This window comes from Streptomyces sp. WI03-4A (assembly GCF_033792105.1).
Lineage (GTDB): Bacteria > Actinomycetota > Actinomycetes > Streptomycetales > Streptomycetaceae > Streptomyces > Streptomyces collinus_A.
Window position 1 is genome coordinate 259,163 of record NZ_JARAUO010000005.1, and the last position, 15,968, is coordinate 275,130.

General features: G+C 73.3%; 11 protein-coding genes. 4 read left to right on the plus strand and 7 right to left on the minus strand.

Annotated features, from left to right (window positions below; all coding sequences use genetic code 11):
• Positions 1-7: 7 nt before the first annotated feature.
• From PV343_RS08890 to PV343_RS08915, 6 genes are all read right to left on the minus strand, one after another.
• Entirely contained in the window at positions 8-1,030 is a 1,023-nt protein-coding gene (locus tag PV343_RS08890; protein WP_319146253.1) for a glycoside hydrolase family 26 protein, read from the minus strand.
• A complete protein-coding gene (locus tag PV343_RS08895) occupies positions 1,027-2,622 on the minus strand; it encodes a glycosyltransferase family 2 protein (RefSeq protein ID WP_388234988.1) in 1,596 nt (531 codons plus the stop codon). The genes PV343_RS08890 and PV343_RS08895 overlap by 4 nt, the downstream gene beginning before the upstream one ends.
• A 161-nt stretch (positions 2,623-2,783) precedes the next feature.
• Positions 2,784-3,518, minus strand: a complete 735-nt coding sequence (locus PV343_RS08900; RefSeq protein WP_319146254.1) for a class I SAM-dependent methyltransferase — start codon at positions 3,516-3,518, stop codon at positions 2,784-2,786.
• 106 nt (positions 3,519-3,624) lie between these two features.
• Positions 3,625-6,132, minus strand: a complete 2,508-nt coding sequence (locus PV343_RS08905) for a SpoIIE family protein phosphatase (protein ID WP_319146255.1) — start codon at positions 6,130-6,132, stop codon at positions 3,625-3,627.
• A gap of 344 nt (positions 6,133-6,476) precedes the next feature.
• Positions 6,477-8,891: an MFS transporter gene (locus PV343_RS08910; protein ID WP_319146256.1), complete on the minus strand. Its 2,415-nt coding sequence runs from the start codon at positions 8,889-8,891 to the stop codon at positions 6,477-6,479.
• Positions 8,892-9,051: 160 nt separating this feature from the next.
• Positions 9,052-9,495 carry an SRPBCC family protein gene (locus tag PV343_RS08915; RefSeq protein WP_319146257.1) on the minus strand — a complete coding sequence of 148 codons (444 nt, stop codon included), beginning with the start codon at positions 9,493-9,495 and terminating at the stop codon, positions 9,052-9,054.
• A gap of 134 nt (positions 9,496-9,629) precedes the next feature.
• Here PV343_RS08915 and PV343_RS08920 point away from each other — a divergent pair, with 134 nt between their 5' ends.
• From PV343_RS08920 to PV343_RS08930, 3 genes are all read left to right on the plus strand, one after another.
• Positions 9,630-10,724 carry an Rv2578c family radical SAM protein gene (locus tag PV343_RS08920; RefSeq protein ID WP_319146258.1) on the plus strand — a complete coding sequence of 365 codons (1,095 nt, stop codon included), beginning with the start codon at positions 9,630-9,632 and terminating at the stop codon, positions 10,722-10,724.
• A gap of 162 nt (positions 10,725-10,886) precedes the next feature.
• Positions 10,887-12,446, plus strand: a complete 1,560-nt coding sequence (locus PV343_RS08925; protein ID WP_319146259.1) for an alpha/beta hydrolase — start codon at positions 10,887-10,889, stop codon at positions 12,444-12,446.
• A gap of 149 nt (positions 12,447-12,595) precedes the next feature.
• Positions 12,596-13,093, plus strand: a complete 498-nt coding sequence (locus tag PV343_RS08930) for a GNAT family N-acetyltransferase (protein ID WP_387951184.1) — start codon at positions 12,596-12,598, stop codon at positions 13,091-13,093.
• A 7-nt stretch (positions 13,094-13,100) separates the two neighbouring features.
• Here the strand turns inward: PV343_RS08930 and PV343_RS08935 are convergent, their stop codons facing one another.
• Positions 13,101-13,685 (minus strand): adenylosuccinate lyase, encoded by a 585-nt coding sequence (locus tag PV343_RS08935; RefSeq protein WP_319146261.1) that lies wholly within the window; start codon positions 13,683-13,685, stop codon positions 13,101-13,103.
• A 403-nt stretch (positions 13,686-14,088) separates the two neighbouring features.
• On the opposite strand from PV343_RS08935, the gene PV343_RS08940 reads away from it, so the two are divergent.
• Positions 14,089-15,903, plus strand: a complete 1,815-nt coding sequence (locus tag PV343_RS08940) for a 3-hydroxyacyl-CoA dehydrogenase family protein (RefSeq protein WP_319146262.1) — start codon at positions 14,089-14,091, stop codon at positions 15,901-15,903.
• Positions 15,904-15,968 lie beyond the last annotated feature (65 nt).

Sequence of the window (15,968 nt, forward strand, 5' to 3'; positions counted from 1 at the left end):
GTCTCGTCTACTTCAGGGCGGAGAAGTCGAGGTCGTACCGGGGGTTCCGGGCCGCCCGGCGGAACGCGGCGAGGGTCTCGGTACTGCTGTCGACCCGCCAGTCCGTCTCCTTGTCCAGGTCGAACCAGATGAAGCCGACGATGTCGCCGCCGGCGGCGACGGTCTTGAGCAGTTCGGTGATCTGCGCGCTCTTGCGCGGGGTGGGCTGGGCGCCCGTCTCGGCCAGCAGGAAGGGCCGCCGGGTGAAGGTGCGGATCTGCCGGAAGGTGGGGCCGAAGAGGGCGGGGAAGTCCTGGGCGCCGGTGCGGGCGTAGTAGCCGACCACGCCGACCCAGTCGACGTACCCGTCGCCGGGGTAGTACGGCTTGAGGGCCACCTGGGGCACGGGGTTGATCACGTTCGGGCTCCACACCCAGATGACCGTGGAGACGCCCTCGTCCTGGAAGACGTCGTGGACGTGCCGCCACGCCTTGACGAACTGGGCCGCGGTCGCCTTCTTGGTGCCCCACGGGTACCAGGCGCCGTTCATCTCGTGCGCCAGGCTGATGGCCACGGGGACGTTCAGGGCGCGCAGCGTGCGGGCGGTGCGGACGATGTACTCGTCCTGGCCGCCGTCGGCGATCTGCGCGAGGGTGGCCTTGTGCGGTTCCCAGGCGATGTACGGGAGCTGGCCGTTCTTCCAGACGGCGCGGGTCTGGTCGGTCTGCAGTTCGTCGCCCCAGCCGAGGTAGTACTCCAGCATGGTGGGAGTGCGCCCGACCTTGGCGGCGTAGCTCCGCACGGGGCCGAGGTCCTTGGGCACGCCGTCGAAGGTGGCGCCGAAGTACTTGTGCTTCGGGTGCAGCAGCGGGGTGATGTCGTAGGGCTGCGCGGGCACGTAGGCCGTGCCGCCGCCGGGCATGGACGCGGCCGGCTGGGCGCCGTCGCCGCCGGCGCCGACGGGGGCCGGCCCGGTGCTCACACAGCCGGCGAGGCAGACGATCCCGGCCAGCAGGGCCGCCAGCGTCCGGGCGAGGGAGGCGGCCTTCACGCGGTCACCTCCTGGGGCTGGATCAGCACCCGGCCCACGGCCACGGCGTAGAACAGGCCGAGGGCGAGCATCAGCGCGAAGTTCTCCGGGTGGGCGCCGGTCATCCGCCACACGGCGAAGGCGGGCCACAGCACGGCGGTGGGGGCGCTCCACAGCCACATGCCGCCCCAGAAGCGGCGGGTCTTGTTCTTCTTGGCCCCGCTGGACCCGGTGGGCTGCCAGCCCATCGGGCGGCGGCGTGCGACGTCCCAGATGGCGAAGACGTGCGCCCAGCCGTACATGACCCGGGTGGCCCAGGCCTCCAGCCGGTAGGGGTTGCGGTGCCACAGGGGGTAGACCACGGTCAGGTAGAGCACGCTCGGCAGGACCATCCAGTAGTTGGTGGCCTGGAGCTGGTCGGGGTAGTGGATCAGCAGGGTCAGCGCGATCAGCGGGGTGGTGAAGGTGAGCAGGGCCGTCTCGATGTAGTAGATGAAGCCGGAGACGTAGCACAGGCGGCTGGCGAAGCGCATGCGCACCTGCCAGAAGTCGCGCAGGCTGCCGAGCATGCTCATCGAGGCCATGCACCAGCGGTACTGCTGGTTGTAGTAGGCGCCGGTGGTGTCCGGGCAGATGCCGGTGGACAGGGCGAGCGGCACGTAGTGCAGGTCCCAGCCGCGGGCCCGGAGGTCGAAGCCGGTGTGCATGTCCTCGGAGTGCTCGATGAGGCTGGTGCCGCCGATCTCGTCGAGGGCGGCGCGCCGGTAGACCGCGCAGGAGCCGACGCAGATGGAGCCGTCGCTGCGCTGCCGGGAGACCTGCACCGAGCGGTAGAACAGCTCCTGGACGGCGCCGGCGCCCCGCTCGATCCAGTTCTGCTGGTCCAGCACCCGGAAGAACTGCGGGGACTGGACGATGGCGCAGCGCGGGTCGGCGTCCAGGTACGGCATGAGTTCGTGCAGCAGGTCGGAGCGGGGGACGAAGTCGGCGTCGAGGATGAGGACGGCGTCGCCGCAGGAGTTCTCGAAGCCGTGCCGGAGGTTGCCGGCCTTCTTCATCCAGCCGCGGTGGGGGCGGACCAGGTGGCGGAAGCCGAAGTCGGCGGCCATGGCGGCCGCTTCGGCGCTGTCGCCGTCGTCGAGCACGAGGACCTCGACGTGCCCGGGGTAGGTGTCGGCCAGGATCCGCACGTGCCGCCAGGTGTTGTGCAGGACTTCGAGCGGTTCGCCGCACACCGGCAGGAAGACGTCGACGCTCGGGTGGTGCTCCGGCTGCCAGCGGCGGACGATGCGGCGGTGCGCCTTGAGGTCGAAGCCGGGGGCGAACGCCTCGAGGCGCAGCGATATCAGGAAGCCGACGACGGCGAGCAGCAGGGTGGGCGCGAACACCCAGATCCATCCGCTGTGCCGGGCGGTGTCGACCTGGCTGAGCAGGACGCAGGTGAAGCCGATGAAGGAGCTGGAGGTCAGCACCCAGGTGTGGCGCTTGACGTAGCTGTACTTCTCCCGTTCGTCGGGGGGCGTGGGCAGCAGCCCGGCGGGGGCCTCGGGGCGTCCCGAGCGCGGAGCGCGCCGCCGCCCCCGGCTGCGCACTTCGGCCGTACGGACGGTCACGGCTGAGGCCCCCCTCCACACGTTCGGGTGAATTGCAAAGGAATGCTATAGGAGCCGTCTTCACCGGAGGGACACGGCTTCGTCACGGCTGGAACGAGTAAGTCCGCTGGGCCCCGGGCCCGCTCGCGCGGGGTCCCGGGGCCCGGTCGGGGCGGGTGGCGTCAGTGCGCGGTGAGGACGAACCAGTGGGCCGGGAGGTCGATGCGGGTGCCGTCGGCGAGGTGCTCGGTCTGCGGCAGGGTGGTCTCGCCCTCGGCGAGGATCTTCAGGCCGGCGTCGGCGAGGAGGCGCGGGATCTCCGCGTCGTCGGCGTCGGCGGGCTTGAGGTGGTGGTCGAAGACCCGGCGCAGTTTGGGGCCGGGGCCGTCGGGGCCGGCCGCCGCCTGCCGCAGGACGTCCCGGGAGCCGGAGGTCAGTTCCACCACGAAGGCGCGGCCCTGGGTACCGATGATCCGGGCGACGGCGGCCGCGACCAGGGGGCGTGCGGCCGGTTCGCTCTGGTGGATGACGGCCCGCATGTAGACGTTGCTGTCGCCGAGCCGGTCGTGCAGGGCCCCGACGGCGCCGGTGTCGGTCAGGTCGAGCTGCTGGAACTCCACGGACGTCCCGGCCGCGGCCTTCTCGGCGGCGTGGCGGGCGTGCTCGACGGCCGCGTGCGAGAGGTCGACGCCGACGGCGCGCGCGAACCGGGTGGCGAGGTAGCGGGTCTGGGTGCCGTTGCCGCAGCCGAGGTCCACGATGGTGCGCGTGGCGTCCGCGTGGGGCAGGAGCAGTTCGCTGTGCGGCCCGGAGGTCAGCGAGGGGTCGGCGTCCCAGATCGCCTCGCCCGTGGCGTCGGAGGTTCCACGCCAGTAACTCTCCCAGTTGTCACGGTAGTTGTCCGAGACGACGTTCATCGCGATCTCCCCACGGTCGGTTCCGTGATCGGGATATCGCGACGGCCGGGCGTGGGGCAAGGGGCCGTACGCCACCTTCACTTGATGTACGGCCTCGGGCCACCGTTCACGGCCCCGTGTCGACGGCCTGTTCGAACCAGACGGTCTTGCGGTGGCCGGTGGCGCTGGCGCCCCACTCGCGGGCCAGCCGGGTCACCACCCGCAGCCCGCGGCCCGCCTCGTCGTGCGGTCCGGCGGAGAGCATGGCGGGCAGGCCCGGCTCGTCGTCGGTGACCTCGAACAGCAGGGCGTCGGTGCGGACCACCCGCAGTCCGACCGGGCCGCCGCCGCCGTACCGCACGGCGTTGGTGACGACCTCGCTGACCAGCAGCTGTGCCGTCTCCACGGCCTGCGGCAGGCCCCAGGCGCGCAGCCGCTCGCCGACCAGGCGCCGGGCCCGTCCCGCCTCGCGAGGGTCGCCGTCGAGGCGCCACTCGGCGACGTGGTCGGCGGGGATGCCGTTGAGCCGGGCCATGAGCAGGGCGACGTCGTCCTTGCGGCCGCCGCGGGTGTTCAGCGCGCGGATGATGGTGTCGCACGCGGCGTCCATGGACGCGGCGGGGTGGGCGGCGGACTCGCAGAGCGCGGCGAGGCCCTCGCCGATGTCGGAGCCGCGCACCTCGACCAGTCCGTCGGTGCACAGCACCAGCCGGTCGCCGGGGCGGACGCGCACGACGGTGGACTCGAACGGGACGCCCCCGACCCCTATGGGCGCGCCGGTGGGCAGGTCGAGCAGTTCGCTGCGGCCGTCCTCGGCCCGCACCAGGACCGGCGGGATGTGCCCGGCGTTGGCCAGGTGCAGTTCGCCGCGGATCGGGTCGTAGACCGCGTACAGGCAGGTGGCGAGGTAGTTCTCGCCCAGTCTGCGGGCCAGGTCGTCCAGGTTGCGCAGCAGTTGCGCGGGCGGGGTCTCCAGGGCGGCCATGGTCTGCACGGCGGTGCGCAACTGTCCCATCATGGCGGCCGAGTTGAGGCCGTGGCCCATGACGTCGCCGACCACGAGGGCGGTGCGCGAGCCGGGCAGCTTGATGCTGTCGAACCAGTCGCCGCCGATCCGGCCGAGCCGGGTGCCGGGCAGGTAGCGGGTCGCCACGTCACAGCCCGCCGTCCGCGGGGCGACCTGCGGCAGCATGCTGTCCTGGAGGGTGTCGGCGACGTTCTCCTGGTAGGTGTACATACGGGCGTTGTCGAGCACGAGCCCGGCGCGGGCGGCGAGTTCGGCGCCGGTGGTGCGGTCCATGTCGTCGAACGCCGCCCGGTCGGGGCGGCGCATCAGGACCATGAAGCCGAGGACGACGTTGCGCGCCTTGAGCGGGACGATCAGCAGCGAGCGGCCGTTGATCAGCGGCCTGAGGTCGCGCTTCTCGAACTCGCCGGAGATGCGGTTGCCCAGTTCCTCGGTGACCTCCGGGATGAGCACCGGTTCGCCGGTGACCATGCACTTGTAGAACGGGGTGTGTTCGGGGAAGGCGAAGGTCTCGCCGACCGGCACGGTGTCGTCCCAGCGGCCTGGTTCGTCGTTGTGCTCGACCCAGACGCGGTGCATCACGGTGGTCGCGTCGGGCGGGCCGTCGGGGAAGCCCTCGCCCGCGAGGACCGCGGAGCGCAGGTGGGTGCCGGCGAAGTCCGCGAAGCGGGGCACGGCGGCGCTGGTGACCTCGCGGATGGTCTCGCCGAGGTCGAGCGAGGAACCGATGCCGGAGCTGACCTCGTTGAGGAACTCCAGCCGCTCGCGCACGGCGGCGTACTCGAGTTCGTGCTCGGCGCCTGCGGGGATCAGCGGCGCGGAGCGCTGCTGCGGTACGACGGCCTCGGCGCGACTGCGGCCCGGGCGGCGCGGCACGCCCCAGTACGGGGTCACGGGCACCCGGTCGTACTGACTGAACTCCAGCACCGGATAGCCGAGTTCGAGGATCTGGGAGACGATGCGGCCGCTGAGCCCCGGGCCCATGCTGGGCAGGATCTCGGGGAGCCGGCGCTCCAGTTCGTCGGAGGCGGGCAGTTCGGTGTGGCGGGCGAAGCCGGGCGAGATGCGCTCGGCGGTCTCGTCGTCGTAGCCGCGCTGCTCCCTGAGCCGGGTGGCGTCGGCGGCGAGCACCAGCAGCCGGGAGGGGCCGGGGCCGATCAGCGGGTAGGCCCACCAGAGCACGTCGATCCGGGGCGCTTCGGCCGGGCCGGAGCCGGCCTGCCCGTCCCGGTACTCGTGCTCGGGCTTGTGCTCGTGCGGGAAGAGGCGGGCGCGGCCCGCCGTCGGGTAGGCGGTGCGGCCGCCGAGGGAGGCCTCCAGGTCGGGGCCGGGCCCGTCGCCCGGGTCGCAGGGGCCGTAGGCGTCCGGCAGCGCGTCGGTGTGGAGGTCGTGGAGGTCGTCGGAGAGCGCGCCGGAGACCGGCAGCAGGTCGGCGGCCGGGCGCCCGACCGCGTCCCGCCGCTGCACGCCGAACAGGCGGCCCGCGCCGCTGCTCCAGTGGGACACCAGGCCGTCGCGGTCGACGACCACCACGGCCAGCGGTACACGGCCCGCCGTGGCGTCACCGGCGCCGCCGGGAGGTGTGTCCCGCTCGCTGCCATGGTCCATGGCCCAGGCCCTCTCTCCCCGCAGGCTGTTCGCAAACGATCTGTGCCGCCCGCCACTACGGTACGGCTGCGGCCGGTCGCGATGTGTGGCAATCCTGGAATTGGTTCCACCTGATCGCACCGGCGCGCAGCTCAGCGCCCCGCGTGCGCCCCCGGCTCCGGGAGGGGTCTGGGGCCTGTTGCGAAAGTGGTCCTCTGCCGTGCGACGCCCGGCACGCACTCTCGCCGCACCGCCCGAAAGCCCGAGTACGCCCGGTACGAGGACTTCCGGGCGGCACGCCGAGAGCACGCACCGGACGCCGCCCGGCCGCCCTTCGGGCGACGAGGCCACTTTCGCAACAGGCCCTAGTCCTCGTGGCCCAGTTGGAGGTCGCGTTCGGTGCGGCCGCCGCCCGCGACCTGGAGGACGGTGGCGACCGGCGGGTAGCCCGCGGCGATCACCGTGTACTCGCCGGAGGACAGGTCCACGAACCGGAACGTCCCGTCGGCCGCCGTGGTGAGCGTGTCGACCACGTTGCCCGCCGCGTCCAGGAGGGTGACCCGGGCGTCCTCCACGGGCCGGCCGCTGCTCGCCCGGACGGTGCCCTTCAGGACGGCGCCGCCCGCGAGTTCGATGTCCTGCCGGGTCTCCCGGGCGGCCTGGACGCTGACCGGGAGCGCGGCGGGACGGAACGCGGGGGCGCCGGCGGCGAGGGTGTACTCGCCGGCGACCAGTTCGGTGATGACGTAGCCGCCCTCGCGGCCGCTGCGGGTGGTGGCGACGACCTCGCCGTGCACGTTGGTGAGGGTGACGGTGGCGTCCCGGACGGGGCTGCCGTCGGCGGTGAGCACGCTGCCGGCCAGGCGTCCGGCGCCGCCGAGGACGACGTCGAGCTCGACGGGCCGCTCGCCGACGGTGACGGAGACGGCCTGCGGCTGGTGGCCGCCGGCGGCGGCGATGAGCACGTACGACCCGGCGCCGGGGGTGCCGAGCGCGTACCGGCCGTCCTCGCCGCTGGCGCCGCGCCCGATCTGCCGCCCCGTGACGTCGATGAGGGTGAGCGCCGCGCGGGGCACCGCGGTGCCGTCGGGGTGCTGGACCGTGCCGCACACCGGGATTCCGGCGGAGTGGGCCGAACGGGCCTGCGGCACCGAGGTGTTCGGGCCGGTGTGCGGGCCGGCGGGTCCCGGCCTGGTGGCGGGTTCCGGTTCGGTGGCGTGGTGGGACACCAGCGGTTTCTCCTTGAGGAAGAAGGCGATGAGCAGGCCGAGGGCGAGCACCGGGACGAGGTAGAGGAAGATCCGGGGCATCGCGTCGGCGTAGGCGCGGATGTAGGCGTCGCGCAGGGCCGGCGGCAGCGTGTGCACGAGCTGCGGGGTCAGGGACTCGGGGTCGGGCAGCCGGGCGCCCGCGCGCGGGGGCAGCTCCTCGCGCAGGGCGTCGGCGAGCCGGTTCGCGAAGAGCGTGCCGAAGACGGCGGCGCCGACGCTGCCGCCGATCTGCCGGAAGTAGTTGTTGGCGCTGGTCGCGGTGCCGAGGTCGGCGGGGCGCACGGAGTTCTGCACGGCGAGCACCAGGACGGGCATGACCAGGCCGATGCCGGCGCCGAGGACGGCCATCCAGACGCTGTACTGGAGCCGGGGGGTGCCGGTCTCCAGCCGGGACAGCAGCCACATGCCGACGGCGGCGAGGGCCGCGCCGAGCACGGGGAAGATCTTGTACCGGCCGGTATGGCTGATGAGCTGCCCGCCGGCGATCGAGGCGACGACGATCCCGGCCATCATGGGCAGCATCAGCAGCCCGGACTCGGTGGCGCTGGCCCCGTCCACCATCTGCAGGAAGGTGGGCAGGTAGCTGGCGGCGCCGAACAGGGCCACGCCGATCACCAGGCCGACCAGCCCGGTGACGTCGAAGACGGAGTCCCGGAACAGCCGCAGCGGGATGAGGGGTTCGGCGGCGAAGCGCTCGGCGACGAGGAAGAGCGCGGTGGCGGCGAGGGCGCCCGCGCCGAGGCCGAGGATCTGGCGTGAGTCCCAGGCGTACTCGGTGCCGCCCCAACTGGTCAGCAGCACCAGGCAGGTGGACGCCGTCGCGAGCAGCAGGGCGCCGAGGACGTCGAACCGGGCGCGCACCCGGGGCCTGGGCAGGTCGAGGACGGCGGTGACGACGGCCAGGGTGAGCAGGCCGAAGGGGACGTTGATGTAGAAGCACCAGCGCCAGGAGAGGTGGTCGGTGAAGTAGCCGCCGAGCAGCGGGCCCGCGACGGAGGCGAGGCCGAACGCGGCGCCGATCAGGCCCATGTAGCGGCCGCGCCGCCGGGGCGGCACGATGTCGGCGATGATCGCCTGCACGCCGATCATGAGGCCGCCCGCGCCGACGCCCTGGAGGGCGCGGAAGGCGATGAGCTGGTCCATGCTGCCGGCCCGGCCGGCGAGCCCGGAGCCGACGACGAAGACCAGGATGGCGAACTGGAAGACGCCCTTGCGGCCGAGGAGGTCGCCGAGCTTGCCGTACAGGGGCAGGCCGATGGTGGACGTGAGCAGGTAGGCGGTGATCGCCCAGGACATCCGGTCCAGGCCGTGCAGCTCGCCCACGATCTTCGGCAGGGCGGTGGCGACGATCATCTGCTCCAGCGCGGCGAGCAGCAGCGCCAGCATCAGTCCGACGAAGACCAACCGCACCCGGCGTGGGGGGAGTTCGGCATCCGCCGCGAGTGCGGGCGCGGGTGCCGGGTCAGCGGCCGTGTGCGGTGCGTGCCGCACCAGAGTCGTCCCGCCCACGTGCCGCTCCCCACGTCGTACCTGTCACATTTGTCGCGCGTAGGCGACAACTGCGGACAAGTAGGGTGAGTCACGGGTCAGTCCCGGACTCGGCGGAGATCCACCCGAACCGGTGAGGGGTGCAACGCCCCCGCACCGGCCCGCTCTTGGTGACCGCCGGCTACGCCTCGACCTCGCGCGCGAGGTTGGCGAGCACGGCGTCGTAGATCCGGCCGAGGCCCTTGGGCGCGAAGGTCTTCTCGAAGAAGCCGCCGATACCGCCGGCGCCCTTCCAGGTGGTGGTGACGACGACCCGGGATGCGCCCTCGCCGGCCGGGGTGACGCGCCAGGTGGTGACCATGGAGGAGTTGCGGTCCTTCTCGACCAGCTCGCCGTCGGTGGGCTCGCTGACCTCCAGGAGGCAGTCGCGCACCCGCTTGCTGGTGGCCTGGAGCTTCCAGTGGACGAGGGTGCCCTCGCCGTCGCCGCCCTCGCGCACCTCGTATTCGCTGAAGTGCTCGGGCAGCAGCCTCTGCCGTGTGCCGCGGTAGTCGGCGAGGGCGTCGAACACCTTCTCCGCGTCCGCCGCGACGACCCGCTCCGTAGTGGCCTCGACCTGCGCCATTGCGTTCCTCCAGGACCTGGTTGCTCGGGGTTGGGGCAAGCCAACCACCCCGGCGCCCGGCCCCCCAAATCGGGGGTCGCACGATCATGGGAACGTATGTTCTATTCTGTGGCCAGTGCTACCGAGGAGGCGTCATGCGCTGGGAGAACCTCACCGTGCGGTCCGCGGACTCCGACGATCACGGCCGGGCCGCCGATCCCGCGCTGTTCGGCGCGGACGCCGTCGTCACGCGCACCTTCGACACGCCCGAGTTCCGCGGGATCACCTTCCACGAGGTGCGGGCCCGCTCGATCCTGAACCGGGTGCCGGGCGCCTCGCGCATGCCGTTCGAGTGGACGGTGAACCCCTACCGGGGCTGCACGCACGCGTGCGTGTACTGCTTCGCCCGCAAGACGCACGGCTACCTGGACCTCGACACGGGCATCGGGTTCGACACCCAGATCGTGGTCAAGGTCAACGCCCCCGAGCTGCTGCGCCGCCAGCTCGCCTCCCGGCGCTGGCAGGGCGACCACGTGGCGATGGGCACCAACGTCGACTGCTACCAGCGCGCCGAGGGCCGCTACCGGCTCATGCCGGGGATCATCTCGGCGCTCACCGAGCACGCGAACCCGTTCTCGATCCTGACCAAGGGCACGCTGGTCCTGCGCGACCTGGACCTGCTCACCCGGGCGGCCCGGGTGACGGACGTCGGCATCTCGGTCTCGGTGGGCTTCACCGACACGGAGCTGTGGCGCACGGTGGAGCCGGGCACACCCGCGCCCGAGCGGCGCCTGGACGTCGTACGGACCCTCGGCGAGCACGGGATCGGCTGCGGGGTGCTGATGGCGCCGGTGGTCCCGTTCCTCAGCGACGCCCCGGCGCAACTGCGGGAGACCGTACGGGCGATCGCGGCGGCCGGGGCCACCTCGGTCACGCCGCTGGTGCTGCACCTGCGGCCGGGCGCCCGGGAGTGGTTCATGGCCTGGCTCGGCCGGCACCACCCGTACCTGGTGCGCCGCTACGAGCGGCTGTACGCGGAAGGCGCCTACGCGCCCACGTGGTACCAGCGCCGGATCACCCGCCAGGTGCACGAACTGGCCCAGGAGTACGGCATCGGGCCCTGGCACGCGGGACAGGCCCGGCGGATCCGGCCGGCGGACCCCGCGCGGCCCACCGGGACCGCGGCGCCCACCTCGGCCACGCCGGACCCCGCGTCCGTGGACGAGCCGACCCAGCTCACCCTCATGTGAGGGCGCCCTGTGAGGACGTGATGTGAGGTCGTTGGAGGGCATCACCCGATCCAATCGGGTCAAGTACTGACAGGACAGGTTCATTTGGGGCCCGTCCCCGGGACGATCCGGCGAGAACCGTGATCCTCACGGTTCGCACCACCCTCCGTCCCGGGAGGCCCCATGAGAACTCGCGCAGCCGTGCTGTGCGCGGCCGCCGCCCTGATGGCGGGCTCGGTCACGGCCGCGCCCGCGGGCGCGGCCACCCCCGCCCCCGCGGCACCCGTCTGGAAGAAGTGCGGCACCGGCGACCACCCGACGCTCCAGTGCGCCTCCCTGCCGGTGCCGCTGGACCCGGCGCGGCCGTCCGGCCGGCACATCACCCTCGCCCTGAGCCGCGTGCCGCACACCGCGAAGACCTCCGAGGGCCCCCTGCTGGTCAACCCGGGCGGGCCCGGCGGCAGCGGTCTCGCGCTCGCCGGGTACGTCGCCTCGGCGCTTCCCAAGAGCGTGGCGGCGCGCTACGACGTCATCGGCTTCGACCCGCGCGGGGTGGGCCGCAGCACGCCGGCCCTGGACTGCGCCCCGCGCCACTTCGGTCCGGTGCGCCCCGACACGGTGCCCGCGACGGACGCGCTGGAGCGGGCCAACCTCGAACGCGCCCGCACCTTCGCCGCCGCCTGCGGCCGGGCGTACGCGGACGTGCTGCCGTACATGACCACCACGAACGCGGTCCGGGACATGGACGCCGTCCGGCAGGCCCTGGGCGCGGACAAACTCAGCTACTTCGGCTACTCCTACGGCACCTACCTCGGCGCGGTCTACGCGAAGCTCTTCCCCGGGCGGGTGCACCGCCTGGTGCTGGACTCGGTCGTGAACCCGACGGGGGTCTGGTACGCGGACAACCTAGGCCAGGACTACGCCTTCGACGCCCGCCACCGGGCGCTGATGGCGTGGATCGCCCGGTACGACGCCACGTACCGGCTCGGCACGGACCCGGCCCGGGTGACGGCCCGGTGGTACGCCATGCGGGCGGCCCTGGCGAAGAAGCCTGCCGGCGGCGTGGTGGGCGCCTCGGAGCTGGAGGACACCTTCGTCCCGGGCGGCTACTACGACGGCTACTGGCCCTACCTCGCCGAGGCGTTCGCCGCCTACGTCCACGACAAGGACACCGCGCCGCTGGTGGACGCGTACCGGAAGTTCGGCGCGGTGGACGCCTCGGGCGACAACGGGTACAGCGTCTACACGGCGGTGCAGTGCCGTGACGCCTCCTGGCCGCGAGCGTGGAGCCGCTGGCAGGCGGACACCTGGGCGGTGTACGCGAAGGCGCCCTTCATGGCCTGGAACAACGCCTGGTACAACGCGCCCTGCGCGTTCTGGCCGACCGAGCCGGCGGGCCCGGTGAGCATCGCGAACACCGAGCTGCCGCCCGCCCTGCTCTTCCAGGCCACGGACGACGCCGCGACCCCGTACGCCGGGGGCGTCACGGCCCACCGCCTGCTCGCCCGCTCCAGCCTGGTGGTGGAGGAGGGCGGCGGCAACCACGGCATCAGCCTGAGCGGCAACACCTGCCTGGACGGCTACCTGGCCGCCTACCTCACCGACGGCACGCTCCCGCACGGCGGCCCGGTGGCCGACGCGGTCTGCCCCAAGTCCCCCGACCCGGCCCCCCGGACGACCAAGGCCGCCGCCCCGTCGTCCGCCGGCATGACCCTGCACGGCCTGCTGGGGTTCCGCGGGTAGCCGGGCCGGCCGGCCGGAGGCGGAGGGTCCCGATATTCATGGGCGGGCCGGGCGGGCGGCTCTCTAGGGTGGGCGTCATGGACGTCCCGCTCGCATCGCCCGCCTCCACCTCGCCCGCCTCGCCCGCCCCGGTCATCCGTGTCCGCCCGATGGCGCTCGCCGACTGCGACCGCGTCGCCGAGATCCGGATCCGCGGCTGGCAGCACGCCTACCGGGGGATGATGCCCCAGCCCTACCTCGACCGGCTCAGCGTGGCGCAGGACGCCGCGCGACACCGGGCCAGGTTCGGGCAGGGTGACGGCACGGTGGTGAACCTGGTCGCCGAGCGGGACGGCGAGGTGGTCGGCTGGGCCGCGCACGGGCCGTACCGCGACGACGTCGTGGGGCGCACCGAGGACGCCGAGCTGTACGCGATCTACGTCGACCCCGCGCGGACCGGCGCCGGTGTCGGGCGGGCGCTGCTGGCCGAGGCGGTCGGGCAGTGCGCGCGGTACCCCCGCATGCGCCTGTGGGTCCTGAAGGAGAACGCGTCCGCCCGCCGTTTCTACGAGCGGGCCGGTTTCCACGCGGACGGCGCCGAGGAGCCGTACGACGTGGACGGGGTGCCGGTGCCGGAGGTGCGCTACACCCGCCCCCTGGGCGGCTGACCGGCCGTCACTCCCGCCGCTGCTGCTGCGGGATGCGCGCCAGGGCGTGCACCGCCGCCTCGGCCAGCGCGGGGTGCGCGAGGGCCTCGTTGAGGACGCGGCGCGCCCGGGCGTCGCCGAGGGCGCCCAGGCCCTCCACACAGGCGAGGGCGACCCGGCGGTAGGGGTCGTGCGGGCGCAGCCGCCGCTCCAGGGTGGTGATCAGCGCCGGCACGGACTCCGGGGCACGCAGCGCGGTCAGCAGCCGTACCGGGTGCAGGGCGTAGGCGACGCGCAGTTCGTTGGTGGCGAGGGCGGCGGCGGCGCGGGCGGTGCGCGGGTCGCCGAGGCGGCCGAGGGCGTGGGCGGCCGCGGCGCAGCGCGGCGGGTCGCGGTGGTTGAGGAGCAGCACCAGGGACTCGAAGGCCCGCCGGTCGCCGGCCAGGCCGAGCCGGAACGCGGCCAGTTCCCTGGCCCACAGCGGCCGGCCGGGTTCGGTGAGCACCCCGGCGAGTTCGTCGCGGTCGCCGATGGCCAGCAGCCGCTCGCAGTCCGCCGAGCCGCCCGACTCGCGCCGTACGCGCTCCGTGAGCGATCGCAACTCTTCGTCCACGGCGACCAGGGTAGGCGGGGGGCGGCCGCGGGGGGAGACACATCACAAAGTCGGTTCCGCACAGGGCTGGCGCGCTCGTTACTCGCCGGTTAAGCTCAGACGAGCGAGGTCACCCCCTCGCATCCGCTGACGACGGTTTGGTGACGCAGCCGTCGTCGGTCTCCCCCGGCGCCTTCGGGCAGCGGGGACTGGTCGGTTCGGTACCTCGGTACCGCAGTACGACCCGGCTCCGGGACAGGGCCGGTCGGAAAACGCCGCTGCCGGACGTGTGCGCGTCCTCGGCACCGGCACCGGGCGTGTGCGCTCGCAGCCCGGCAACACCCGCACTCCTTCCCGCCCCGGCGTGCGCCTTCGGCGCACCCGGCGCGTTCCTAGTCGTCACCCTCATTCCTGGAGTCCCGCGATGGCCACTCCCCTGTCCCCCCAGTCCGGTTCCCCGCTGTCCGCGCTGAAGACGATCGCCGTCGTCGGCCTCGGCACCATGGGCACCGGCATCACCGAGGTTCTCGCGAAGGCCGGCCGCGAGGTGATCGGCATCGACATCAGCGAGACCCAGACCGCGCGGACCGTCGCCGCCCTGGAGGCCGCCACCGCCCGCGCGGTGGAGCGCGGCCGGCTGACCGAGCAGGAGCGCGCCGGCGTGCTGGCCCGCGTCCGCACCTCCACGGACCTGCGCGCGGCGGCCGACGCCGACCTGGTCATCGAGGTCGCCCCGGAGTCGTACGAGGTCAAGCACCAGATCTTCCGCGAGCTGGACGGCATCGTCCGCCCGGAGACGATCCTCGCCACCGGCACCAACGCCCTCTCCGTCACCCGGCTCGCCGCCGACTCGGCCCGCCCCGAGCGCGTGCTCGGACTGCACTTCTTCAACCCCGCGCAGGCGATGAAGCTGGTCGAGGTGGTCTCCTCGGTGCTGACCGCGCCGCAGGCCGTCGCCGCCGTCACCGACCTGGCGATCGAGCTGGGCAAGGAGCCGGTCGCGGTCGGCGACCGCCCCGGCTTCGTGGCGGACGGCCTGCTCTTCGGCTACCTGAACCAGGCCGCCGCGATGTACGAGGCGCGCTACGCCTCCCGCGAGGACATCGACGCGGCGATGCGGCTCGGCTGCGGTCTGCCGATGGGCCCGCTGGCCCTGCTGGACCTGATCGGCGTGGACACCGCGCGCACGGTCCTGGACGCCATGTACGCGGAGTCCCGGGACCGGCTGCACGCCCCCGCCCCGATCCTGAAGCAGCTCAGCGAGGCGGGCCTGACCGGCCGCAAGGCGGGCCGCGGCTTCTACACCTACGAGGCGCCCGGCAGCGCGACGGTCGTGCCGGACGCGCTGACGCCGGCGGCGGACGGCGCCCGGGGCGCGGGCCGTCCCGTCCGCTCCGTCGGGGTGGCGGGCTCGGGCACCATGGCGTCCGGCATCGCCGAGGTGTTCGCCAAGGCCGGGTACGACGTCGTCCTCGCCGCCCGCAGCGACGAGAAGGCGCAGACCGCCAAGGCCCGGATCGGCAAGTCGCTGGCGCGGTCCGTTGACAAGGGCCGGCTGACCGCCGAGGCCGCCGCCCAGACCCTGGAGCGGATCACCCCGGCGGGCTCCTACGAGGCGTTCGCCGACGTGGACCTGGCGGTCGAGGCGGTCGCCGAGGACCTGGAGGTCAAGCGGCAGCTGTTCCAGGCGCTGGACAAGGTCTGCAAGCCCGGCGCCGTCCTCGCCACCACCACCTCCTCGCTGCCCGTGGTCGCCTGCGCCCGTGCCACCTCGCGGCCGCAGGACGTGATCGGCATGCACTTCTTCAACCCGGCGCCGGCGATGAAGCTGGTGGAGGTGGTGCGCACGGTCCTGACGGCCGACGACGTCCACGCCACCGTCCGCGAGGTCTGCGCGAAGGTCAGGAAGCACGCGGTGGACTGCGGCGACCGCGCCGGATTCATCGTGAACGCGCTGCTGTTCCCGTACCTCAACAACGCGGTGAAGATGGTCCAGGAGCACTACGCCACCCTGGACGACATCGACGCGGCCATGAAGCTCGGCGGCGGCTACCCGATGGGCCCGTTCGAGCTGCTGGACGTGGTCGGCCTGGACGTCTCGCTGGCCATCGAGAAGGTGCTGCACCGCGAGTTCCGCGACCCGGGCCTGGCCCCGGCGCCGCTGCTGGAGCACCTGGTGGCCGCGGGCTGCCTCGGCCGCAAGACGGGCCGCGGCTTCCGCGAGTATGCCCGCCGCTGACGGCGCCGGCGACTGGTCCCGCACGGAGACGGACTGGGGCGGGCTGCTGGACCCCCACGGGTTCC